Origin of the sequence: Niabella sp. (assembly GCF_030150205.1) — a bacterium.
Taxonomy (GTDB): Bacteria; Bacteroidota; Bacteroidia; order Chitinophagales; family Chitinophagaceae; genus Niabella.
Map to the genome: position 1 here is coordinate 26,566 of NZ_JASLGT010000010.1, position 23,035 is coordinate 49,600.

The following is a 23,035-nucleotide window of genomic DNA, read 5'->3' on the forward strand; positions in this document are numbered from 1 at the left end:
TGGGGTTACAAATCTTCTTCCCGTTCCAGCATCAGGATGGCGCTTTGCGGAACGATAAAATATTTTTCACCTTCATACATAACTTCAGTAGCGCCACTCAAAAGAAAAATTGCAAGATCGCCTTCCCGTGCCTGTAGAGGAACATATTTTACCTGGTCTTCATCCGATTTCCAGGGCTCGTCTTCCACCGGAACAGGAATAGCATATCCGGGGCCTGTTTTTATAACATATCCCTGTTGAACCTTCTCCTTTTCCTGCACACCCGGCGGCAGGTACAACCCGCTTTCGGTGCGTTCATTGCCTTTGATGGGCTGGATCAAAAGCCGGTCGCCAATGACAATTAATTTCCTGAAACGATTATCTGCGGTTATTCTCATACCTTATCTGAATTGAATGGTAAAGATAACCAATAAAAAGAAGTTGCACAAAGCGCGGCAGATCAGATAAGAAACGGTAAGCTTTACTCAAAAGGTCTTGTAAAAAGGTTCAAAAACGGTCATCCGGCAGTGAACGTTGCAATCCTCTTTCCGTTTAAACCGGTTGTTTTATTCGCAATGTTGTATAAAGAGAAGGTGCAGGAAGGGGTGTCTTAGAGATCAACCACTTTCCCGCCGGAAGGAAGGCTGTCTTTTTTATGGAGAACCTGGTGAAGCGAATCGGCATGTTTGTGCATTCCCTGAGCCGTTCTATAGATGCTGTCGGCTGTATGCTGTTGCTGAGCGGTTGCTTGTTTCAGGGCTGTACGGTACTGTTCGGATTGGGTATCGAGTACGGCATTCAGGCTTGCTTTCAGCTGGTCATCGGCCTGCTCCCAATCAATGTCTTTATATAATGAGCGCAGGATATTGGCGTTCTGTTCCCAGTTTACCTGGTCCATAACCTTCCTAAATTGTTCTTTTAATGCCTTTTTCTGTTGCTCTGTCACCGTTTCCGCCAAACCGTTTTCAATATGTTTCCAGCTCAGTTCGGTGATCAGTTTTTTAAAGGCTGCCATGGATTGTTGCACCTTTGCTTCTTCCGCATTATTAAGATCGGGTGTTACTATTACCGGGCGATCCACAAAAAGCACTAACGGCTGGGCCGGATCTGACTGTGGTGCCGGTGGCGCAGGAACTTGTATGATTCCGGCGGGATCTTGATTGCGCTTCACGTACAGGGCATCATCCGCCGGTTTACGTTCGGGCTTTTCAAGTACCGGTATGGGATGCACTTTGTAATTTTTTGAATGGTCAGCGGTTGTTAATGCTGCAGCAAAAACAGGTTTTATATCGCGGGCGCCGGTAGTGGCAGCGGGTGATGACTGCAGATCATTAAAGACGGCCGCAGTTGCCGGGGGCTGCGCATGTTGAAGGAGATAAAAGCCACTGGATAGTAACAGCATACCGGCAAGCATTCCGGCTTTTTTAAACGGGAATACCGGCCTGGAAGCGGCGCCCATAATCGATTTTACCCGGTCGCTTAACTGGCTTTCCTTTCCGGAAGCCTGCATCGCAAACCCGTTGGGAGATACCTGGTTCCGCGCCAGCTGCAAAAGGGTGGAGGCGTACATATAACGGCCATATTCAAAACGGATCACCCATTGGTCGGCCGATTTTTCGCGATCCAGTTCCTGTGCTTTTACAAGCATCCGCGCAAATGGATTGAAATATAAAAAGGTCAGAATAACCTGCATAACCAGGTTGATCAGGTAATCATTGCGCCGGATATGCGCCAGCTCGTGCAGGATGATCGCCTCCAGCTGCTGTGGCGTTAGCTGGTTGATCATTGCCAGGGGCAACAGGATCACCGGTTTTAAAAAGCCAATGGTCAGTGGTGAAGAAATAATGGAAGAAGTATACAGTTGTACCTTTCTTTTAATATTGAGATAACCGGCAGCATCGAGCATAAAGAGCTTTAATACACCGGGCACCCGGCCAATACCATTTCTGCGCAACTGACGAAGCCGGAATGAGTTTTTAAGAATATTCCGGAACGGAAATACCAGCACGGCCAGGTACAGTATCGCGCTGTAACGCAGCATGGGATGAATCCATTCCTGGCGGAAGGTCCATTTTAAAACACCTGGTGCTGCCGGCGGCGTTTTGAGGGAAATAAAAAAGGTAACAAGGAAAAGGATAAAACCGGCTACTAACCCGGAAAAACGCAACAGGCTGTTTGCCGCATCCGAAGCGGCAGGACGTAAATGAATATACACGGTGATCATCAGCCAAATAATGCCCATTTGCCAAAGGCTGCTGAACAGCGCGTTTCCCAAAGCAGTAAATAAATGGTAGATTCCCTCTTGCATGGCTAGTCTTTCTTTTTAAGCTGATCGATCATCAGTTGAATTTTGTCCAGCTCTTCTTCGGTTACCTTACCATCGCCAAGCGCCTGCATCACCAATTGAGAAGACGAGCCTCCAAATAGGTTGCTCACAAATTTGTTCAGCATATATTTTTGAGTGACCTCCTTATTTACTGCTGCTTTATAAATGTGCGTGCGGAACGAATCATTACGCTTTACCAGCCCTTTCTCATTCATGATTTGCATCAGCTTCAATGTGGTTGTATAACCTACATCTTTAAACGTAAGCAGGTTTTCATGAACTTCTCTTACGGTAGCATTTCCTTTATCCCATAAAACCTGTAAAATTTCCAATTCGCTTTCTGTGGGCTTCAATGATTTGTTTTCCGGCATAGAATTCCTTTTAACGGCAATTTACGATTTTTTTCGTAAGAGACCGGTCTGCGGATGGTTTTTAACAAATTTTTGAGCCGGAGGCGGGATCGGCCAATATTATCGGTAAGGGGTTTTGCCGCCCGCGAAAGTGTTTTAGGATCCCGTGGCAAGTCGGCTGAAAAAACAATATGCAGGCAGGCAGCGGCTAAGCATTGATAGATGTATTTCTTTAATGCCTCGAAAAATAGCAGATAATTCTACCTGTCTACGTGATTTTATTGCGCGTTTAACCAGGATGATTCATATCATGATCATACCTGACGGAAGACACGATACCGGCCTTTTTCATACAGGACCTTTGCCGGAGCAGAAGAAAATAGCACCGGAACATGACCGATACAAAAATAGCCTGTTACCATTGTGGGGATCCCTGCCCCAACCATCGTCTGAAAACAGCTGATAAATATTTCTGTTGTTCAGGCTGCCAGCTGGTTTATGAAGTATTACAGGAAAATGCCCTTTGTACCTATTACGATCTGAATGCGCATCCGGGACAGCCGCAGCGGTATCCTGCGCGGGATGGGCGTTTTGCGTTCCTGGATGATCCGGCGATTGCCGGTACCCTGGTGTCTTTTTCAGATGATACCCAAAGACATTTGACTTTATCCGTGCCGCATATGCATTGCAGCAGCTGCCTCTGGTTACTGGAAAATTTAAACCGGCTGCAACCGGGGGTACTGTCTTCGCGAGTTAATTTTTCAGCTAAGGAGGTCTTTATCATAATGGACCCGTCGAAGACTTCCGTACGGGAAGTGGTGGAAACCATGACCGGCATCGGGTATGAGCCCTATTTATCGCCCGGGAGAAAAAAAGAGGGAGGACGGCGGAACAATGTACGTATGGTGCAGATCGCCATTGCCGGTTTTTGCTTTGCCAATATCATGATGCTGAGCCTGCCCGAATATTTTTCGGTGGCCGGCTACCTGCAGGATCGCATTGGGGCGGCCTTCCGTTATATCGGGCTGGCACTGGCGCTTCCGGTTGTCTTTTATTGTGCACGCGAATTTTTTTCCAATGCCTGGAAAGGGATCCGCGGCGGTACCCTCAACATCGATCTTTCCATTGCGCTGGCCATTGCCGTTACCTTTTCCCGGAGTCTTTATAACCTTTTCCTGTTGGATGGGAATACCTATTTCGACAGTATGAGCGGGATTGTTTTTTTTATGCTGATCGGAAGATGGGCCCAGGATAAAACACAACGGTTCCTCGTATTTGACCGGGATTACCGTTCTTTTTTCCCGATTGCGGTTACTGTGAAACGGGATCAGGGAACAGAACCGGTGCTCATCAGTGCATTAAAAGAAAAGGACCGGATCGAGATCTATGACCAGGAAATCATCCCGGCGGATGCAGTGCTGGTAAAAGGAAAAGCGCTCATCGATTACAGTTTTGTAACCGGTGAAAGCCTGCCAAAGCTGATAGACCCGGGAAGCATCATTTACGCCGGTGGCCGGCAGGTAGGCGAAAAGCTGGAGTTGATCGTCATGAAAAGATCAGACCAGGGATACCTGACCAATTTATGGAACCGGGATGCCTTGGACAAAAAGGAGGCGGATCGAAACTTCCTCTATAAGGCCGCCAATCTGTTTACCGGGTGTGTATTGTTCCTCACACTGGCCGCGGCCATGTTCTGGTATGCCCGTGGCGAAACCGGTACCATGTGGAATGCCCTTACAACGACGTTGATCGTAGCCTGTCCCTGTGCCTTGCTGCTGGCCGCAACCTTTACAAATGGAAACGTGATGCGGATTTTAAAAAGATCGGGGCTTTTTTTGAAAAATGCTGATGTGATCCGGGCCATGGCTGCCGTAGATCATATCGTATTGGATAAAACCGGAACCATTACCCTGAATAAGCATTTTAGGGTAACGTATAACGGCCGCTTGCTGGATCCGCTGCAGGCATCGCAGGTGGCATCGCTGTTAAGACATTCTACCCATCCTTTAAGCAGGGCGGTGCTGGAGGAGCTGAAAACGGCGCCTGATGTTCCGGTAGACAGTTTCCGGAATGTTCCGGGATTGGGTATTGAAGGATGGGTGCAGGAGCAACATATAAAAGCCGGAAGCCGGCTCTTTGTGCAGGGCGCGGCAATATCTGCAACAGGTACCGGCAGCTCCTGTGTATATATCAGCGCAGACGGAGTAGTGCTGGGCTTTTTTGAATTGCAGAATACCTACCGGGAAGGCTTTGCGGCTTTCGCAGAACGGGTACAACAGCATATGGCATTGTCGATACTCAGCGGAGATAACAATGCAGAACTGGACCGCCTGGTAAAAATGACCGGCGCCGGTACGGCTATTTACTTTGACCAATCCCCGGAGGATAAATACCATTACATTAAAAAAATACAGGAACAGAATGGGCAAAATGTACTGATGGCGGGAGACGGTTTAAACGATGCCGGAGCATTGCGCCAGGCCGATGTAGGCATTGCAGTAATGGAGGATGGCGGGCATTTTACCCCGGCTTCTGATGCCATCATCCACGCCGGAGCACTTACCCGGCTGGATCGGCTGTTGTGGTTTGCCCAAAAAGCTGATACGGTCATTAAGATCAGTTTTGTGTATTCGGTTATTTACAACATCATCGGTTTGTTTTTTGCCCTGCAGGGACTGCTGACACCGGTGGTAGCAGCCATCCTGATGCCGGTCAGTTCCATCGGAATCATCCTCATCACCTTCCTGCTTACCGAATGGTATGGCCGGAAGTTAAAAACAAAACTACCCTGATCAATATCATGCACAGACCTGTATTGGGTCAATAGGTAACCGCTTTTATCATCAGACCTTTACCGCGCAATGAACATCATTATCATCACGGCCATTGTAAGTCTCCTGATCGCCGTCATTTTTTTGGCAGGTCTCATCTGGAGCATCAAAGACGGGCAGTTTGAAGATGACTATGCTCCGCCCAACCGGATCTTGTTTGAAGAAAAAAATGCATCAAAAAATAAATAACCAAAATGTATGGAAGTTCAGAAATTTAGCTATGATAACCGGATCCCCAGGCTCTTTGCCATTGCAACCATAAGCTGGGGCGTCATTGGTATGCTGGCCGGTGTGCTGGCTGCATTCCAGCTGGCTTTTCCGGTGATGAATCTTAACATGGAGTATACCACCTTTGGCCGCGTGCGACCGGTGCACACCAACGCGGTGATCTTTGCCTTTGTGGGAAACGCCATTTTTACCGCCGTATATTATTCCATGCCGCGGTTGCTGAAAACGCCCATGTGGAGCAAGGCCCTTGGCCGCATACATTTCTGGGGATGGCAGCTGATCATTGTAGCGGCTGCTGTTACGCTGCTGATGGGCTATACCAGCAGTAAGGAGTATGCAGAACTGGAGTGGCCCATTGATGTTGCCATTACCATCATCTGGGTGGTGTTCGGGATCAATATGATGGGTACCATCTTAACGCGGCGTGAGCGGCATTTATACGTAGCCATCTGGTTTTACCTGGCTTCCTGGGTTACGGTGGCCATGCTGCATATCGTAAACTCTTTTGAACTGCCCATTTCATTTATGAAGAGTTATTCCTGGTACGCCGGTGTACAGGATGCATTGGTGCAATGGTGGTACGGACATAATGCGGTGGCATTTTTTCTTACGACTCCTTTTCTTGGAATGATGTATTACTTTCTTCCGAAAGCTGCCAACCGGCCGATCTATTCTTACCGTTTAAGTATTATCCATTTCTGGAGCCTCATCTTTATCTATATCTGGGCCGGACCGCACCACCTCCTGTACACAGCCCTGCCGGAATGGGCACAATCGCTGGGTACCGCGCTGTCGTTGATGTTACTGCTTCCCAGCTGGGGCGGTATGCTGAACGGCTTATTCACGCTCAGAGGCGCATGGGATAAAGTACGGGAAGATCCCGTATTGAAATTTATCGTAGTAGCGGTGATCTGTTATGGAATGGCCACTTTTGAAGGACCGATGCTTTCGCTGAAGAATGTAAATGCCATTTCACATTACTCCGACTGGACGGTTGCGCACGTACACATCGGCGCCCTCGGCTGGAATGGCTTCCTGACCTTCGGAATGATGTACTGGCTGATCCCGCGATTGTTCAACACCAAACTATACTCCGCTAAACTGGCCGGTACCCATTTTCTGATCGGCACTTTTGGTATCGTATTGTATGCGGTTCCGATGTACTGGGCGGCTTTCAGAACCTATTTTATGATGACGGCCTTTACACCGGAAGGGCAGCTGCAATACCAGTTCATCGATGTGGTACAATCCGTAGTTCCCTTTTATGCACTACGGGCCATAGGCGGAAGTATTTACCTGGCCGGTGTATTGCTGATGGTGTATAACCTGGTTAAAACTGCCCGGAAGGGAAGTTTTGTTGAAAGCGAAGAGGCCAGCGCTCCGCCCTTGCTGCGCGGGTACAAGGCTCCGACCAAAGCGCACTGGCATTCTAAAATAGAACGGAAACCGGTGATGCTGTTAATACTGAGTTTTATTGTAGTAGCCATCGGGGGACTGATTGAAATGGTGCCCACTTTCCTGGTTAAAGAAAATGTGCCCACGATTGCCAGCGTAAAACCTTATACACCGCTTGAATTACAGGGAAGGGATATCTATATACAGGAAGGATGTAACAACTGTCATACACAAATGATCCGCCCGTTCCGGTATGAAGTGGCACGTTACGGAGAGTATTCCAAGGCCGGGGAATCGGTGTATGATCATCCGCATCTTTGGGGCAGCAAACGCACCGGCCCCGATCTGGCCCGCGTAGGCGGCAAGTACCCGGATAGCTGGCACTTTAATCATATGCTGGAACCGGTTTCTATGGCACCAGGGTCTGTAATGCCACCGTATCCCTGGCTATTTGAAAAAGAGATCAATATCGGATCTACCAATTCCAAAATATATGCCATGCGCAAACTGGGCGTTCCTTATCCGGAGGGCTATGAGGCTGATGCAGTAAAAGATCTGAAACAGCAGGCGGTAGAAATCACGGACCGGCTGAAAAAAGAAAAGATCGCTATTGGCAGTGATAAGCAGATCGTGGCCCTGATTGCCTACCTGCAGCGCCTGGGAAAAGATATTAAAGCAGCAAATCATAAACCCGAATAATTGTTACCATGAAATTTATAAACTATTTGGAAAAGATAAGCGGAGTAAGCATTTACCCGGTTATTTCGCTGGTATTGTTTATGGCGTTGTTTATAGTTGTTGTTATTTATGCAATGAGAACAAGCGCGGAAAGCATCTCTGAAATGGAAAACCTGCCATTTGATGAACTTAAATAAAGCTGCAATGAAAGAGATAAAACGTTTAAAAAAAATCGTATGGTTTAGCGGATGGGGCAGCCTGGCAGCATTGCCGGCGATGGCAGCAGAACAAACGCCGCAAGCACCCCGGTTGGTCCTGGATGTAAATATGGTGTTGCTGATCGTGATCATTTTCCTGTTATTGATCATCGGTATGCTGGGTTTTACCTTAAACGCCTCCATGGATGTGTACAGGGAACGGAAAAAAAATCAAAAGGCGAACAATAACGGCGGAAAAAATACAGGAGCAGATTACATCAAACCGTTGCTGACACTGGCGGCTGTAGTTGTTGGGATGCAGGCATTTGGACAGGAGGATGCGGCGGCGGCCGTAACGGTTTCCAACCCGTTCACCGACGCTAAGATTCTGCGGTATATTTTGGTAGGGGTGATCATATTGGAACTGCTCACCATCTTCATTTTTATTTACTGGATCCGCTTTTTTACCGGTATCGAGGAAATGCGCGCGGCCAGTGTAAGTGCCAAAAAAGAAACCTATAAAGGATTGAGTGCCTGGTGGCGCAAAGCCAATAAGTTAAGGCCGATGGAGGAGGAGCAGTCGCTGGATGTAGGCCATAGTTATGATGGAATCCGCGAGCTGGATAATGCTACACCACCCTGGTTTACCATTGCCTTTCTGGCTTCGATCCTGTTCGGTATCGGTTATCTGTGGCGGTACCATGTAGCGCATGCGGCGCCCAACCAGTATGAAGAATATGAGATCGCCGTTACAAAGGGAAATCTTAAGGTAGCTGCTTATATGAAATCAAAGGGCGATGCAGTAAATGAAAATACCGTGGTGATGGCCGATGCCGCAGGTATTGAAGCAGGAAAGCAGCTATTTATGAATAACTGTACGGCTTGTCACGGCAACGCCGGTCAGGGAGGTGTTGGCCCTAATCTTACGGATGATTACTGGCTGCATGGTGGTAAGATAGGGGAGGTGTTTAAGACGATCAGGCTGGGGGTGGTAGAAAAAGGAATGATGAGCTGGAAGGATGTATTCTCTGCGGAACAGATCGCCGAAATCGCCAGTTATATTAAATCCATCCATGGCAGTAATCCTCCGGGTGCCAAGGAGCCGCAGGGCGATCTCTTTAAAGATGCACCTCCTCCAACAGATGTTGCACCGGCATTGGCCAAGGCGGATAGCGGCGTTGCCAGGTAAACCATTTATAAAAAGAAACCATAAAGGATGAAGGCAGAAGATGAAGCCGTTGGTCCGCAAAAAGTCAGCAATAGTTTTAGAGACCGGCACAGCAACATAAATGAAAAAGGGAGGCGTAACTGGGTATATGCGCTCCGGCCCAAGGGGAAATTATACCGGTACCGGCAATGGTTGTCTGCCGGTTACCTGTTGTTGTTTTTTGCATTGCCTTTTATAAAGATCAATGGCATGCCCGCTGTGGAGCTGAATTTTCCGGAGGCCCGTTTTATCCTGTTTGGAAAAATATTCTGGCCGGATGATTTCTTCATCTTCGCCGTGGCGATGGTGCTGGCCATTGTATTTGTGGCGCTGTTTACCGTTATTTACGGACGTGTCTTTTGCGGATGGGTTTGCCCCCAAACCGTATTTATGGAATTTGTTTTCAGGAAGATCGAATGGTGGATCGAAGGCACACCCACCCAGCAAAAAAAGCTCAATGCGGCGCCAATGAGCGTACAGAAGTTTACAAAAAAAGCAGTAAAGCACCTGGTCTTCTTTATCGTCTCCTTCCTGATCGCTCATACCTTTCTTTCTTATATCCTGGGCGTGCAGGAAGTGCTGGCGTTGATGCGAAGCCCCATATCGGAAAATATCGGGCTTTTTGCCGGGCTCTTGTTTTTTACCGGGCTTTTCTATTTTGTCTTCGCCTTTGTGCGGGATATTGTTTGTACCACTGTTTGCCCGTATGGACGACTCCAGGGCGTGCTGTTCGATAAAGATACCATGCAGGTTTCTTACGATTATAACCGGGGTGAGCCCCGGGGCAAGCTGGCAAAGAAAGAGCAGCAGTCGCTGGGAGATTGTATTGATTGCAAACTTTGTGTACATGTTTGTCCTACAGGTATCGATATCCGCAATGGCGTGCAGATGGAATGTGTAGGTTGCGCGGCCTGTATGGATGCCTGTAATGAGGTGATGTTCCGGATCGGCCGGCCGGAGGGATTGATCCGCATGGCCTCCGAAAACCAGATCTCAAAAAAACAACCTTTTCATTTTAACGGAAGAATGAAATTCTACTCCGTTATCCTGGTTGTTTTAGTAACGCTCATGAGCTTCCTCGTTCTTTCCAGGAAGCGCATCGATACCACCATATCCCGGGTAAAAGGGCAATTATACCAGGAAGTAGGGAAGGATTCACTGTCGAATCTTTTCCAGGCAAAGATCATCAATAAAACGCGGGAAGATATGCGGTTTGAATTAAAGGTGGAAGGCCCTGTGCCCGGGCGGGTGCGTATGATCGATTCCTCACATAATGTGTTGAAAAAAGAGCGCCTGAGTAACCGCACTTTTTTCATCGTATTACCCGTAGCGGGTATTAAGGCCCGGTCCACCGATATCCGGATCGGGGTGTATATCAACGGTGAAAAAACGGCAACGATAAAATCAAAATTTTTAGGACCCTTTATTTAAAACAAATGCAGATGAACTGGGGAATCAGGGTGGTGATTGTATTGGCGGTGTTCCTCGCCGGAATGAGCTTTATGGTGGGCATTGCCATGCGGCAGACGAATGAAACGGTAGACGCAAATTATTATGAGAAGGAACTGAAATATCAGCAGGTGATCGACGGTAAGCAACAGCTGGCCGCGCTGGGTCAGCCCGTTTCCATCCGCGATTCGGCCGGCAGCATTTGGGTCCGGCTTCCGGAAGCAGCGTCTGATCGTCTTGACTCGGGGCATATAGAGTTTCTCCGGATGTCTGCAAGTGCGGCAGATCGCCGGATACCCATTCAGTCCGGAAGCGTATCGGTTTATTCTTTGCCCCGCAGCTCATTTGTAAAGGGATGGTACCGGGCAAGCGTAGCGTGGGAGAACAATCATATAAGATATTACCATGAAGAAAATATTCAAATTCCGTAAATGGTAGCCGCAATACTTGCCGGTTTGGGCATGGGCATTGCAGGCAGCTTCCACTGCATCGGGATGTGTGGTCCGCTGGCATTGTCGATTCCGCTGGATGCGTCGGAATCCCATTCCCGGCTGCTATCAGTATTGTTTTATAACCTGGGCCGGGTACTGACTTACTTCCTGATGGGTGCGGTGCTTGGATGGGCCGGGTACCGGTTTGCCATCGTCGGGTACCAGCAGTATTTCTCTGTTGCCATGGGCGTTGTATTATTGGTGATGTTACTGCCGGTCCGGTACCTCCCGGAGATAAAATGGTTCAAGCGCATACAACAAACTATTAAACGAACACTGGCCCGGTTTCTTACCCGCCGTAACCGGCCGCTTTCATTCCTGTTGATTGGCGTTTTGAATGGATTATTGCCCTGTGGCCTGGTTTATATGGCCATCGCCACTGCATTGGTTATGGGCGGCATCTTCACATCGGGTATCTTTATGGCTGCGTTTGGCCTGGGTACGATCCCGTTAATGGCCGTTCTGATGCTTACGGGGCATCATCTTTCATTTTCTTTCAGGGTTCGTATAAAAAAACTGTTGCCTTATTTTATAGGGTGTGTGGCGCTACTGATGGTGCTGAGGGGCCTGAACCTGGGCATTCCATATATCAGTCCGGCCTTTTCAACAGGCGCTGGGACTGTGAATTGCCACCCGGTAAAATAAATGCCTATTTTGTTTTCTGAGAGGGGGGCGTATCCACCATCTTGTCCAGTTCCCGGGCCAGCTTTTCGATCAGGCTGGCAGTAGCGGCTGCAAGACTGTCTACATAGGGCTGACTGGTCTTTGCTAATTTATCAGCCTTGTTTTCAATAATGTTCCGGATCTTATCGGCGGCCCGTTCGGCTGCGGCGGCTGCTTTGGCAAGACTTGCCTCCAGTTCTTTCCCGCTGCTGGTGCTATCTGTATTAGACGGCATTGCCGCAACCGGCTTCTGACGGTTGGCCTCTTTTGTTGTTTGGGCCCCGCCGGCAAGTGCGGCTCCTGTTACAAATAAAAGGAGCAGGAACGGTTTTGAATAGTTTTTCATGATACAACTTTTATAAAAGGGTTAGACCGTAAAATAAAAGCAGGGGTTGCACCCGGAATAAAAGCGGGGTAGCAAAACAAAAAACAGAAACGCAGCAGGAACCTTATGGTTTTGAAAATTAATCCAGCAGGCGAATCAGCGATTCCAGCTCCTGGTACTGTACACGCTGAAGATCATTATTAAAACATTCCCGGAAGTCGGCTAATACCTGTTTAATAACCTCCCGGTTCGATTGTGGGCGAAGCAGGTCCGGCGTATCTTCCACAGCAATTTTTTTAAGATAGTGATGCAGGTCGGTATGTGTAAAAACCTGTCCCAGCGAAGGCTCTATAAAAAACTCCACTTCGTAATGTCCTGTGGTATCGCCCAAACCGGGTTTGCAATAGCCCAGTACAAACTGGTGGGGGATGCGCATCAACCGGATGGGAATATCCAGCATTTCTACCAGCAATAAATAAAGTGAGCCAATGCCGGTTTGATTTCCTTTTTTGGATTCAAGGATCTGCGGAAGCAGGTATTCATTGGGGCGTTCCGTATTATTGGTATTTCCCTTAAGGCCGATATAATTATAAATAATACTGTTAATAATGTGTACCTGTTCCAGCGGGGTAAGGTAATTGTTGATCTCCAGCCAGATGTTTCTGCGCAGCCGCTCCACGTTGTGCAATACTTTGGCAGCCTGCATCTCAGGGTAAAGAAATTTAGCAATTAAAAGCAGGGCCGGCAGTAGCTCGTGATGCCCGGCCTCGTTCCATTGTTTGAAATCGGTATGCAACCCGGAAAAATACAACCGGTGAATCAGCAATTCAATACGCTCCTGTACTTCTTTGTCTTCCGTGGTTTCCCATAAATGTTCCAGGTTGGGAATCATTGGAAGTCCATAAGTAATGATGCGGTTACTAACGGCCTCATAAATTTCGTTATCCGGGTCGTCTATCAGATTGAGCAATGCATTTACTTCGTTTTTCTCGTCCATCCGTTCAAAGATAGCCGGCTACAGGGTGCAGAACAAAAATATAAATCCACACCCGTGCATAACACGGTTTATGACGGTGCGCAGGAATAAAATTACGCCTGCTGCCAACTACCTTCGAACTGTGTAATGGCCGTTTGCCAAAGCCCGCTTTAAACAGTTTTTAAATTCGTTCAAAATGATTAGCTTGGCAGCTAAATCATGTAGATGGAACAGCGCAAGGGAACGATACCGGTATCTTTTATGTTGCGGCTTTTGGCCTGGATCCTGCTGAGCATTTCGTTTCCTGTTTTCAATGATTTTTACGCTCAGCATCCCTACCTGCTGCAGCTGGCATATGGACTGAATACGTTTCTTACGGCAAGTGTGCTTATTTCCATTGGTAAGTTTATCCTTGTTTCCTTTTATAACCGCAGGCATGCGTCAAATAAAGTACGGGGCAATTTTGTGCTGGGAATTAACCGCCTGGCAGCCATACTGAATGCTGTTTTTGCAGTGGTGTCGGTCATGATCGCGCTGGGCATCAATCCCAAAGACTTTATCACCAGCATGACCATTGTTGCCATGGCCATCGCAGTTATTTTTAGGGAATACATTACCAATATGATCAGTGGGCTGATCGTAATGTTTTCCGAACAGTTCTCCATCGGGGATCATATCCGCGTAGGTGAACATTCCGGTAAGATCATTGATATCACTTTTGCAAATATTGTGGTGTTGAATGAGGAGGAAGATATGGTGCTGGTACCCAATAATCTTGTTTTTACCGCTACCGTGATCAATAAATCGGCGCAGGTATCGGATAAGCTGACCGTGCGTTTTGAACTGCCCCTGGCTGATAAGATGGATGTGCAGACGTTAAGCACAAGGTTGGAGCCGGTGCTGAAAACCATGCCGGACCTGATTCCGGGAGGGGAAATGCTGGTGAGGATTGCCGATATGGGGAAGGATTTTATTAAATATAAAATAGACCTGCATGCGATCGACAGCAGCAACCGCCGGCAGAAACGGATTGAAAGCGCTGTGCTGAATGCCGTGTTGCAATTAACCGAAACCCACCGTGAAAGGCTATAAGAAAGGAGGGGCCTTTATCAGGAATAATGTAAAAACTGTGATTGAATTATATGCGACATCTTTATCTTTTTTCGCTGCTGCTGTTTACTGCAGTAACAGGTCTTGCCCAGCAACGGCCGAATATCATTTTTGTGCTGACGGATGACCTGGGTTACTCCGATATCGGTTGCTATGGCAACCCGGTGATCCGGACGCCGTTCCTCGATAAAATGGCCGGCAGCGGCTTGCTGGCAACCAATTATGTGGTAACCAGTCCGTCCTGCACGCCTTCGCGTGCATCCCTTTTAACCGGCCGCTATGCTTCGCGCTATAATCTTCCGGATCCGATTGCGCCGGGTTCCCCGCTGGGATTGCCGGATGCAGAGATAACGCTGGCTGAAATGCTGAAGAAAAACGGTTATCGTACAGCAATGGTGGGGAAATGGCATCTTGGCGATCAAAAAGCATACAACAAACCCAATGGCCAGGGATTTGATGCTTTTTATGGGCTGTTGTATAGCCATGATTACCGGTACCCGTATGTAAATACAGATACGGTCATTAAGATCTTCCGGAATACCAGGCCGGAACTGGAAAAACCGGCAGACTCCCTGCTTACGCGGTTGTATACCCGGGAATCGATCCGGTTTATTGAACAGCAGCAGCCCGGGAAGCCCTTCTTCCTGTACCTGGCACATAACCTGCCCCACCTGCCTGTGGCTTATGCCGCCACTGCGGCTAAACTTAAAGGGAAAGAAGGTGGTCCTTTAGGGAAAGTGATCACAGAGATCGATGAAGGCCTGGCTGATATCTGGAAGGTATTGGAGCAGAAAAAAATGGCTGATAATACGATTTTTATTTTCTCCAGCGACAATGGTCCCTGGAGCGAATACCCGCCAAGGATGGAAAAGGATGGAATTACGAAGCGTTCAGATGCCGGTGCCGCGGGTATCTTCAGAGGATCCAAAGCCCAGTCCTACGAGGGCGGTGCCCGTGTGCCGTTTATTGTTTATTGGAAAAATCACATACCTGCCGGGTTGCAGCTTAGTGAAGCCATCAGTAATGTAGATGTATTGCCAACCCTTGCAAAATGGACGGGCACAGCACTGCCGGCAGGCCGGGAGCTGGATGGGCAGGACATCAGCCGGTTGCTGGAAGGCAAGATAGCGCCCCGCAATTTTGAGCATCGGCCGATATTTATCGTAAATCATGGTAAACCCGAAGCGGTAAAACTAAAACAGTGGAAATACCGGGAGGCTCCCGCCTGGGAACACCCGGTTACCGGGCAACTGATCCCCGCAGTGAAAGAGCTGTTTAATCTTGATGAAGATCCATCGGAAAGGGTGAACCTGGTCAATAGCAATAAAGAAAAGGCTGCAGCCTTAAAAAAGGTCTTTGATAATTTTGCCGCCTACGGCGAATGATCCTGCACGGATATCCGATGTGCAAACCGCTTATGGATCGGATTTACAAAAAAACGAAATAAATCTTATCTTCCGGTTTCGTTAGGCCGGGTGCATTTTTTTTGAATAGCCCGGCTGTCAAAAACTAAATCATTAAATAAATCATTTTTATGCGTAAACGTTTTCTTGTTTTTGGTGTGAGTTGCTTATTGGCAGCGGCTTCCGTTCATGGCAGCCCGGCTTCCTGGGAAAAGCCGCAGCCGGTGCGCACAGCGGCGGCAGATGCTAAGGACCTGATCGGCCGCTGGGATATTACGGTAGACGTAGATGGTAAACCTTCTCCGTCCTGGCTGGAGGTGAAGCTATCCGGAACCAGAACACTGGTAGGATATTTTGTGGGCATCACCGGAAGTGCCCGTCCGGTAGCGAAAGTGAATTTTAATAATGGCAAATTCAGTTTTACCATTCCGCCGCAATGGGAGGAAGGGAACCAGGATTTTGTGATCGAAGGAACGTTGGCCGGTGATGGTATCGAAGGCACCGTGGTAACCAGCGAAGGTAAAAAATACAACTGGAAAGGTGTAAAAGCTCCGCTTTTAAAAAGAACTGCGGCGCCGGTTTGGGGCAAGCCGATCAACCTGTTTAATGGCAAGGACCTGAATGGCTGGAGAGCAGTAGGAGCGGCTAATCAATGGATCGTTAAGAACGGTGTGTTAACAAGCCCGCACTCCGGAGCCAACCTGATCTCTGATGAAAAATTCAATGATTTTAAATTGCACGTGGAGTTCCGTTATCATAAAGGCAGCAACAGCGGTGTTTACCTCCGGGGAAGATACGAAACGCAGATTGAAGACAGCCCGAAAGACGCGCATCCGTCAAGCGTTTTGTTCAGCGGGATCTATGGCTTCCTGACGCCCAGCGAAATCAATGCAAAAGGACCGGATCAATGGCAGAGTTATGATATTACTCTCATTGGAAGAATGGTTACGGTTGTGGTAAATGGTAAAACAGTGATCAGCAACCAGGAAATTCCGGGTATCACCGGCGGGGCATTGGATAGCAACGAAGGAGAAGCCGGACCGATCTATATCCAGGGCGACCATGGTCCGATCGAATTCCGCAAGATCGTAATTACTCCTGCTAAATAGCGGTATGAGTTAATATAGTTGATTAGGGCCTGTAAAGGCCCTTTTTTATTGGGTTGTTTCAGCCGTTTTCTATTGATTATACTATTCCGATAAACCGGCTTATAAGAGCTGGCCGGAATTGTAGCAAAAAATCTGTAGCAATTTTATTTTGCTACAAAAAAAATGTTACAAATTTGGACTGGTATATAAGCGTTTATATAGCCGGGGAGATTCGTGCCGGCATAAGGTTAACAAACAAAACATTAAAGTAGGTTCTGATTAACTGGAGCCATCGATATTTCCGAAATGGCCGAACAACAATGCTTCTTTCCTTGCAGGCTTGTTTTTGCTGAACCGGGATGCATGCCGTTAGCAGCAGAGGGCAGCATTATTCTGTCCTGTATCATTGTGGTAATATTAAATTTTACGGGTGGCTTAATCTACCTTTATTTTTACGTCCACCTTCTTTTTCCGTTTACTGGTTTTCCATTTAGGGCCCTTCTTAATAATGGAGATGGCTTTCTGCGCGGTAGCTTCATCCGGTGCTTTTACAACCGTGAATTTTTCGGGTAAACCATTTTCAACGGTAAACCGCAGGTGCAGATCCTTGGAAGCATTGTATTTATTAACGCCCATTTCGGCGGTAAGGTTATTATAAAAACTATCCCATCCGCCTTGCGGATATGGGGATTCTTTATAAGGAAGTGTATCTACCTTGTAACTGCTGCTGGCCCCTGTAAGCGCCTGTTTTTTTTGCTTTCTATAACCGACCACCACTACATCGCTCAGGTTACTGTCGGCCTGGTTCAGTTGAATGCCGGCCACTTTTCCGGCCAGGAGCTCCAGCGTTTTATCCTGATATCCCGGGGCTATAAAACTGAGGTTGCCGGCAGAGTCCAGCGCTGGCAGGCGAAAACTGCCGTCCACATTGGAAACGGTTGATTGATTTCGGAGAGTGGAAATTGTAACGCCCGGGATGGGATTACCGCTCTTATCCGTAACCTTTCCCATATAGTATGGTTCCCTGCGGTTAACCATCATAAAACCGTTTTCATTTTGAGGCGCTGCTTTGGCTATTGTACTGGCACCTCGTATACGAACAGGAGCATTGGTTGTAAAAGCATTTGCCTGTGAAGGAGGACTGGCCGCCTCAATAGTGGCCATTTCCGGCACCGGAGCCTGGGCTACCTGTTGATCCGCAGCCGCAATCTTCGCTTCCTCAGCCTGGAGTGCAGGAGGATTGTGCACAGTAATTGTTTTTCTAACTACATCTACGTGTTTTGCTGTCTTTTCTTCAGCAGCCGCCGGAAGCTGTTGCAGGGCGGCAGCGCTATCCCTATTTTTAAAAAGGTCGTTTTGAGCTGTAACTGAATCGGTAAGCGGCCGGGATGCAGATGGAGCCACCGGCGGACTATTTTTAGCTATCTGGCTGGTACTGTTGCCACCGGGATGCATAAAGAACCAGGCCCCTGTGGCCATTATACCAATCACCGCTGCGGCCGCCAGGCCACGCCACCATTTTGTTTTATGTAATGCCACTACCGGAGATTGCCGGGTAGCGTCGGGCTTTTGTGCGCTGATCCGGCTCCGGATCTCATTCAGATGCAAATCGGTTACGGCGGGCGTGGCCGTCCGATAGCCATCCAGCGCATCTGCCAGTAAGGGGTCGTCTAATGCAGCCTTTTCCATCTCATGCATTTCTGCAGGAGACATACTTCCGCTCAGATATCTTCGGATATCTTCAACGGAATAGGGGTATGTGGGATCAGTTGGCATTTTTATCCATACAGTTTTTTAAATTCCGCCTTCCGTTCTGGATCAGGCTACGCACTTTATTCCATTCCATGCCCGTTGTTTCTGCTATTTCGTTGTAGCACTTATTATCATAGTAAAACAAACGGATCGTTTTTTCCTGTTCCGACGGAAGCGATTCCATACATTTTTCCAGTTTCTTAAAGGCTTCTTCTTTTTCTATGATACCATCCAGATGCGAAAAATCGCCCGATTGCACAAGCTGTGTGTCTAAATTTACCGTTATATTTTTTTTGGCAGCTCTCAGGATCATCAAACAATGATTCTTGGCCAGCACATATAACCAGCTTTTAAAGTTCTGAACCTCATGTCTTTGCACCTTTTCTCCCAGCTCTTCATAAATGTTCATAACCGCATCCTTGGCATCTTCCGGATCTTCCAGGTACTTTAGGCAAACCCCATAAATTAAGTCGCTGTATCTCAGGTATAAATGCGCCAACGCCTCCTGATCTCCTTTAAATTTAAATTGATCCAGAAGTTCCGCATCGGTGGCTGTTGCGGCTACAGGTATGCTGACGATTTTACTCAAATAGATTAAAAGTTGCCTTGCGCGTCTTCTAACCTGTGCAAGATAATTTTTTTTTTCCAGAGGCCCATGTTCCTGAAAAACATAGCTGAAGCGAACTGATTTGCCCTGCCGGGACCACCGGTGTACAGCAGAAAACGGCAATAGCATATAATGCAATTCCTCCCGGAGCCCTCGGCTTTAACAACTCAAACTTTTGTATAATATATTGATATATAAATTTTTGTAGCCTCAAAACATGCATTTTTGAATTTTGGCATAATATTTATAATAGTAGGGTAGGCCGTTGCTGCATCCATGGTCAAAAAGATCAGCGTAGTTCTCTTCTGATTTAATACGCGACCATTCAACCGTTTATCCTATAAACTCTTAAGAGCGCTCTTTCAACGGAGCGCTCTTGTTTTATAGAACCGATTGTTCTTTATTTGCAGGATGAAAATTCTTAGTCGTTCTCAATGGCTGGCGTTACTGGCTGCACTCATTCTTGCGATCGCCTGTTTTATGCCCTGGTCGCAGATCCAGTCGATGAGGCTTACCTTGTCCGGAGTAGATACAACCGGTACCCGCTATGGCAGGCCGGCATATAATCATTTTATATTAACGGCTGGGATCCTGTTGCTTACGTTTATAGCCCGGATCTGGGCAAAGCGGCTGAATTTGCTGTTTGGCGTATTGAACCTGGCCTGGGCAATACGGAACTTTATTCTCTTTGGCCGCTGCGAGGCCGGTGATTGCCCTGAACGGCAGATCGGCCTCTACCTGATATTACTGGCCTCTGTCATCCTGATGCTGACGATCCTTTTTCCAAAGATGGAGTTAAAAGAGGATGGAGTGCAGGAAGACTAGGGCGTGTTTCTGGTTTAACGTTCAATATTTCAGGCGTGCCCGCCGTGTCGGGTTAGATCCGTTTAAGGCTTAACATAAGGTGCTTAATTCCCAATTTTCAATGCTTCTTACGTAGATGTAACGTCTTTATTCAGAGAAAGACCACTAAATAAACGTTCCGATCCAATAGGCGCCCACCGCTGCAAGGATGCCGCCTCCCGCGGTTAAAACAATGCCTCCCCAAACCGGGCGGCCAAATAACCGGTACTTCAGAAAACCAGTAATCATCAGCACGGCTGCCGGCATGAGGAAGAAGGTATAAGCCGGCAATATATTTCTTCCGGCGTTGAAGAGCACCAGGAGCCCACCGGCAATGCAGCCCGTAAAAATAGACAGGGCATAGCTAAAGGGCGGCAGGGGTTCACCCGGCACTGCTTTTTGATTCCATTCCATTTTCCACTCGTTACTTTCCCGTTGCGCATCTTTAATTAGGTCTTCCTTAATATGATCCGCCACATCCAGTCCTTTATAAACGTTCAGGATACGTTTGTCATGCGTATGCGACAGTTCTTCCCGGCGGGTAAAGAATCCGCCGGCCGCCATCAGCACAGCGGTTGCCAGTGCTGCATATGCAGTATAACTCCATGCATCTGCAGTGGAATGCCCCAGGCCGGTAAGGAAACAAAAAACGGTAAGCGGAATAATAATACCGTCGATGATACCGATCAGCACAGAGGAAAAGTAATGCGTGGGTATTTTAGGCATTGAGGCTGTTTAAGGAAACACGGATGATTTCAATAGCTTCTTCCAATTGCGCTTTTGTAATGCAAAGGGGCGGAGCAAAACGGATCTTATCTCCATGTGTGGGTTTGGCGAGTAGCCCGTTTTTCTTCATTTCCAGGCATAGGTTCCACGCGGCCTCCGGATCTTCTGCGTGAATCTCAATAGCGTTTAACAGTCCTTTCCCTCTTACGGTGCGTATATGGGGCGAAGAAAGATTCTCAAGTTGCTTCCGGAAAAACGCGCCCAGTTCCAGGGCATTACCGGCCATATCCTCATCGATCAATACCTGTAAGGAAGCAATTGCGGTAACGGCTGCAAGCGGGTTGCCGCCATAGGTAGAACCATGTTCGCCGGGCTTGATGGTTAGCATGATTTCATCATTGGCCAGTACAGCGCTAACAGGCATCATGCCGCCGCTAAGGGCTTTCCCAAGCAGCACAATATCTGGTTTCACCTGTTCTGCGTCACAGGCCAGGAGGTGGCCGGTGCGGCAAAGACCGGTTTGTATTTCATCGGCGATAAACAAAATGCCGGCTTCTTCACAAAGTTGTTTGGCCGTGGAAAGGTATCCTTCGTCCGGTACAATGACGCCCGCCTCTCCCTGTATGGGTTCTACCAGGAAGCCGGCAATATTTTTCTGTTTAAGTGCCTGGGCCAATGCAGGCAGATCATTATAAGGGATCTTCAGAAAGCCACCTGTAAATGGTCCGAAATTTTTCTGTGAGGAAGGATCGCTGCTAAAGGAGATCACCGTAGTGGTTCTTCCGTGAAAGTTTTGTTCGCATACAATGATCACGGCTTCATTTTCAGGAATGCCCTTTACTTCATAGGCCCATTTCCGGCAAAGCTTAATACCCGTTTCTACTGCTTCAACACCGGTATTCATAGGCAGTACCTTATCATAGCCCAGCAGTGCGGTAATATATTTTTCAAAATCGCCCAGCTTGTCGTTGTAGAATGCACGGCTGGTAAGGGTGAGCCGCTGTGCCTGCTCAACAAACGCGTCCACAATACGGGGATGACAGTGTCCCTGGTTTACGGCGGAATAGCCGCTCAGAAAATCATAGTACCGGTGATCATCCACGTCCCAAACAAACACACCTTTACCTTTGGTTAATACAACCGGAAGCGGGTGATAGTTGTGGGCACCATAAACTTCCTCCAGGTCCATAAAATAACTACCTGTATTTTGAGCAATTGCAGACATAATCAAAAAATTAATAAAATATGAAGTAAAAAAAGTCAGGAATCAAAAAGGGGCCGGAGCAATGCCGGCAATATACCACAACGGATGTCAGTGGTTCAACAGATCAAGATGCTGTCGCAAAAATGGAAGTTGTCGGATACCTGCTATAAGCATAGCCGCAAGATACGGAAAATTTGAATTAGAAATTTGAAAATTTGGAAATGTGGAAATGTGAAAATGTGGAAATGAAGATCCGGGAAAATGCTATGTTCTTTCCTCCTGTGAAAATTCCATATCAAGTATGAAAATCTTAAACCAAATATTTTTAGCTTTCAGCAGGGATGTAACCTGAAACCCATTCGTTGTTGCTAGTGCAGTAAGGGCGCATTCAATGAAATGCTTTTGACGAAATATGTATCCGGAAACATAGATATATCCGGGGGACTTTTAAACAAACCGAAAACGGTACTGCCGGTGCCTGTCATTGCGGAAAAAACAGCCCCCATGTCCAGTAATTGTGTTTTGATCGCGCTTACTTCGGGGTAGGCTTCAAATACGAGTGGTTCAAAATCATTGGTAACCCGTTGGTCCCATTGGGATGGCGGCATCGATGTTAATGCTTCAAGGGAATGAACAGGAGGGGCCGGTATAATCCGGCTAAAGGCCCAGGGAGTGCTGATATGAACCCCGGGATTTACCACCACCAGGCAATATTCCTGCAGGTTTAGTAAAACGGGCTGTAACGCTTCGCCCCGGCCGGTAGCATAACAGGGCTTGTTGAGTATAAAGAACGGACAGTCGCTGCCCAGGTGCAATGCGTATTTTAATAATTGTTTTTGGGACAGTTGTAAATCAAAGAAACGGTTCAATGCAAGCAAAGCGGTAGCGCCATTGGCACTTCCGGCACCCAGGCCCGCGCCGGCCGGAATGTTTTTTAACAGGTGAAAACGTACAGCAGGCAGCTCCGGCAGGTCCTGTTTTAACAGCTGCCAGGCTTTCCATACCACGTTATTTTCCTTATGGCCGGGAATGGGCAGTCCATATAACAGCAGCTCCGTTTCGGGAGCAGGTATCAGCTCCAATACATCATATAGCGGGAGGGGATAAAAAACGGTTTCCAGGTCGTGAAACCCGTCCGCACGTTTGGCTGTTATATGCAGGCCCAGATTTATTTTGCAATTGGAAAAGAATACCACGTAGCGGTGTA

General features: G+C 47.7%; 21 protein-coding genes. 11 read left to right on the forward strand and 10 right to left on the reverse strand.

The genetic code is table 11. The features are described 5' to 3' along the window. Positions 1-5: 5 nt before the first annotated feature. From Q1V85_RS09990 to Q1V85_RS10000, 3 genes are all read right to left on the reverse strand, one after another. Positions 6-377, reverse strand: coding sequence for a co-chaperone GroES family protein (locus tag Q1V85_RS09990; RefSeq protein ID WP_300599442.1), 372 nt, complete (start codon positions 375-377; stop codon positions 6-8). Positions 378-589: 212 nt separating this feature from the next. Beyond that, a complete protein-coding gene (locus tag Q1V85_RS09995) occupies positions 590-2,287 on the reverse strand; it encodes a M56 family metallopeptidase (protein WP_300599445.1) in 1,698 nt (565 codons plus the stop codon). Between the two features lie 2 nt (positions 2,288-2,289). Continuing rightward, on the reverse strand, positions 2,290-2,676 hold the full coding sequence (locus tag Q1V85_RS10000) for a BlaI/MecI/CopY family transcriptional regulator (protein WP_300599447.1): 387 nt from the start codon (positions 2,674-2,676) through the stop codon (positions 2,290-2,292). Between the two features lie 371 nt (positions 2,677-3,047). On the opposite strand from Q1V85_RS10000, the gene Q1V85_RS10005 reads away from it, so the two are divergent. The 7 genes from Q1V85_RS10005 (at position 3,048) to Q1V85_RS10035 (ending at position 11,776) form a co-directional block, all read left to right on the forward strand. Beyond that, the gene (locus tag Q1V85_RS10005; RefSeq protein ID WP_300599449.1) at positions 3,048-5,447 is read left to right on the forward strand and encodes a heavy metal translocating P-type ATPase metal-binding domain-containing protein; all 2,400 of its coding nucleotides are present in this window, start codon (positions 3,048-3,050) and stop codon (positions 5,445-5,447) included. Between the two features lie 69 nt (positions 5,448-5,516). Continuing rightward, positions 5,517-5,675, forward strand: a complete 159-nt coding sequence (ccoS, locus tag Q1V85_RS10010) for a cbb3-type cytochrome oxidase assembly protein CcoS (protein WP_235552865.1) — start codon at positions 5,517-5,519, stop codon at positions 5,673-5,675. A 9-nt stretch (positions 5,676-5,684) separates the two neighbouring features. After that, positions 5,685-7,808, forward strand: a complete 2,124-nt coding sequence (ccoN, locus tag Q1V85_RS10015; RefSeq protein WP_300599456.1) for a cytochrome-c oxidase, cbb3-type subunit I — start codon at positions 5,685-5,687, stop codon at positions 7,806-7,808. Positions 7,809-7,991: 183 nt separating this feature from the next. Beyond that, the gene (locus Q1V85_RS10020; RefSeq protein ID WP_300599459.1) at positions 7,992-9,173 is read left to right on the forward strand and encodes a cbb3-type cytochrome c oxidase N-terminal domain-containing protein; all 1,182 of its coding nucleotides are present in this window, start codon (positions 7,992-7,994) and stop codon (positions 9,171-9,173) included. Positions 9,174-9,200: 27 nt separating this feature from the next. Beyond that, positions 9,201-10,622 (forward strand): cytochrome c oxidase accessory protein CcoG, encoded by a 1,422-nt coding sequence (gene ccoG, locus Q1V85_RS10025; protein WP_300599461.1) that lies wholly within the window; start codon positions 9,201-9,203, stop codon positions 10,620-10,622. 11 nt (positions 10,623-10,633) lie between these two features. Then, the gene (locus Q1V85_RS10030) at positions 10,634-11,071 is read left to right on the forward strand and encodes a FixH family protein (protein ID WP_300599464.1); all 438 of its coding nucleotides are present in this window, start codon (positions 10,634-10,636) and stop codon (positions 11,069-11,071) included. Then, positions 11,072-11,776 carry a sulfite exporter TauE/SafE family protein gene (locus tag Q1V85_RS10035; RefSeq protein WP_300599467.1) on the forward strand — a complete coding sequence of 235 codons (705 nt, stop codon included), beginning with the start codon at positions 11,072-11,074 and terminating at the stop codon, positions 11,774-11,776. A 4-nt stretch (positions 11,777-11,780) separates the two neighbouring features. On the opposite strand, the gene Q1V85_RS10040 is transcribed toward Q1V85_RS10035, so the two are convergent. Together Q1V85_RS10040 and Q1V85_RS10045 are read right to left on the reverse strand one after the other, a co-directional pair. Next, complete coding sequence (locus Q1V85_RS10040) at positions 11,781-12,140, reverse strand: hypothetical protein (protein ID WP_300599470.1); 360 nt, start codon at positions 12,138-12,140, stop codon at positions 11,781-11,783. Positions 12,141-12,258: 118 nt separating this feature from the next. After that, a complete protein-coding gene (locus Q1V85_RS10045; protein ID WP_300599473.1) occupies positions 12,259-13,116 on the reverse strand; it encodes a transglutaminase family protein in 858 nt (285 codons plus the stop codon). Between the two features lie 204 nt (positions 13,117-13,320). Here Q1V85_RS10045 and Q1V85_RS10050 point away from each other — a divergent pair, with 204 nt between their 5' ends. The 3 genes from Q1V85_RS10050 (at position 13,321) to Q1V85_RS10060 (ending at position 16,717) form a co-directional block, all read left to right on the forward strand. After that, positions 13,321-14,187 (forward strand): mechanosensitive ion channel domain-containing protein, encoded by an 867-nt coding sequence (locus tag Q1V85_RS10050; RefSeq protein ID WP_300599476.1) that lies wholly within the window; start codon positions 13,321-13,323, stop codon positions 14,185-14,187. Between the two features lie 50 nt (positions 14,188-14,237). Next, a complete protein-coding gene (locus tag Q1V85_RS10055; protein ID WP_300599478.1) occupies positions 14,238-15,590 on the forward strand; it encodes a sulfatase-like hydrolase/transferase in 1,353 nt (450 codons plus the stop codon). A gap of 149 nt (positions 15,591-15,739) precedes the next feature. Next, positions 15,740-16,717 (forward strand): DUF1080 domain-containing protein, encoded by a 978-nt coding sequence (locus tag Q1V85_RS10060; RefSeq protein ID WP_300599481.1) that lies wholly within the window; start codon positions 15,740-15,742, stop codon positions 16,715-16,717. Positions 16,718-17,131: 414 nt separating this feature from the next. On the opposite strand, the gene Q1V85_RS10065 is transcribed toward Q1V85_RS10060, so the two are convergent. Beyond that, positions 17,132-18,472: a carboxypeptidase regulatory-like domain-containing protein gene (locus Q1V85_RS10065; protein ID WP_300599483.1), complete on the reverse strand. Its 1,341-nt coding sequence runs from the start codon at positions 18,470-18,472 to the stop codon at positions 17,132-17,134. Next, complete coding sequence (locus Q1V85_RS10070; RefSeq protein WP_300599489.1) at positions 18,462-19,037, reverse strand: sigma-70 family RNA polymerase sigma factor; 576 nt, start codon at positions 19,035-19,037, stop codon at positions 18,462-18,464. The genes Q1V85_RS10065 and Q1V85_RS10070 overlap by 11 nt, the downstream gene beginning before the upstream one ends. A gap of 429 nt (positions 19,038-19,466) precedes the next feature. On the opposite strand from Q1V85_RS10070, the gene Q1V85_RS10075 reads away from it, so the two are divergent. Continuing rightward, entirely contained in the window at positions 19,467-19,880 is a 414-nt protein-coding gene (locus Q1V85_RS10075; protein WP_300599491.1) for a hypothetical protein, read from the forward strand. A 144-nt stretch (positions 19,881-20,024) separates the two neighbouring features. Here Q1V85_RS10075 and Q1V85_RS10080 read toward each other — a convergent pair whose 3' ends face one another. From Q1V85_RS10080 to ispE, 3 genes are all read right to left on the reverse strand, one after another. Beyond that, positions 20,025-20,624: a VIT1/CCC1 transporter family protein gene (locus Q1V85_RS10080; protein ID WP_300599492.1), complete on the reverse strand. Its 600-nt coding sequence runs from the start codon at positions 20,622-20,624 to the stop codon at positions 20,025-20,027. Further along, on the reverse strand, positions 20,617-21,849 hold the full coding sequence (rocD, locus tag Q1V85_RS10085; RefSeq protein WP_300599494.1) for an ornithine--oxo-acid transaminase: 1,233 nt from the start codon (positions 21,847-21,849) through the stop codon (positions 20,617-20,619). The genes Q1V85_RS10080 and rocD overlap by 8 nt, the downstream gene beginning before the upstream one ends. A 347-nt stretch (positions 21,850-22,196) precedes the next feature. Continuing rightward, positions 22,197-23,024, reverse strand: coding sequence for a 4-(cytidine 5'-diphospho)-2-C-methyl-D-erythritol kinase (gene ispE / locus Q1V85_RS10090; protein WP_300599495.1), 828 nt, complete (start codon positions 23,022-23,024; stop codon positions 22,197-22,199). Between the last annotated feature and the right edge of the window lie 11 nt (positions 23,025-23,035).

Bases quoted from the DNA above. Each gene is read 5' to 3' on its own strand.
- Q1V85_RS09990 (WP_300599442.1), bottom strand. From the start codon at position 377: ATGAGAATAACCGCAGATAATCGTTTCAGGAAATTAATTGTCATTGGC.
- Q1V85_RS09995 (WP_300599445.1), bottom strand. From the start codon at position 2,287: ATGCAAGAGGGAATCTACCATTTATTTACTGCTTTGGGAAACGCGCTG.
- Q1V85_RS10000 (WP_300599447.1), bottom strand. From the start codon at position 2,676: ATGCCGGAAAACAAATCATTGAAGCCCACAGAAAGCGAATTGGAAATT.
- Q1V85_RS10005 (WP_300599449.1), top strand. From the start codon at position 3,048: ATGACCGATACAAAAATAGCCTGTTACCATTGTGGGGATCCCTGCCCC.
- ccoS (WP_235552865.1), top strand. From the start codon at position 5,517: ATGAACATCATTATCATCACGGCCATTGTAAGTCTCCTGATCGCCGTC.
- ccoN (WP_300599456.1), top strand. From the start codon at position 5,685: ATGGAAGTTCAGAAATTTAGCTATGATAACCGGATCCCCAGGCTCTTT.
- Q1V85_RS10020 (WP_300599459.1), top strand. From the start codon at position 7,992: ATGAAAGAGATAAAACGTTTAAAAAAAATCGTATGGTTTAGCGGATGG.
- ccoG (WP_300599461.1), top strand. From the start codon at position 9,201: ATGAAGGCAGAAGATGAAGCCGTTGGTCCGCAAAAAGTCAGCAATAGT.
- Q1V85_RS10030 (WP_300599464.1), top strand. From the start codon at position 10,634: ATGAACTGGGGAATCAGGGTGGTGATTGTATTGGCGGTGTTCCTCGCC.
- Q1V85_RS10035 (WP_300599467.1), top strand. From the start codon at position 11,072: ATGGTAGCCGCAATACTTGCCGGTTTGGGCATGGGCATTGCAGGCAGC.
- Q1V85_RS10040 (WP_300599470.1), bottom strand. From the start codon at position 12,140: ATGAAAAACTATTCAAAACCGTTCCTGCTCCTTTTATTTGTAACAGGA.
- Q1V85_RS10045 (WP_300599473.1), bottom strand. From the start codon at position 13,116: ATGGACGAGAAAAACGAAGTAAATGCATTGCTCAATCTGATAGACGAC.
- Q1V85_RS10050 (WP_300599476.1), top strand. From the start codon at position 13,321: ATGGAACAGCGCAAGGGAACGATACCGGTATCTTTTATGTTGCGGCTT.
- Q1V85_RS10055 (WP_300599478.1), top strand. From the start codon at position 14,238: ATGCGACATCTTTATCTTTTTTCGCTGCTGCTGTTTACTGCAGTAACA.
- Q1V85_RS10060 (WP_300599481.1), top strand. From the start codon at position 15,740: ATGCGTAAACGTTTTCTTGTTTTTGGTGTGAGTTGCTTATTGGCAGCG.
- Q1V85_RS10065 (WP_300599483.1), bottom strand. From the start codon at position 18,472: ATGCCAACTGATCCCACATACCCCTATTCCGTTGAAGATATCCGAAGA.
- Q1V85_RS10075 (WP_300599491.1), top strand. From the start codon at position 19,467: ATGAAAATTCTTAGTCGTTCTCAATGGCTGGCGTTACTGGCTGCACTC.
- Q1V85_RS10080 (WP_300599492.1), bottom strand. From the start codon at position 20,624: ATGCCTAAAATACCCACGCATTACTTTTCCTCTGTGCTGATCGGTATC.
- rocD (WP_300599494.1), bottom strand. From the start codon at position 21,849: ATGTCTGCAATTGCTCAAAATACAGGTAGTTATTTTATGGACCTGGAG.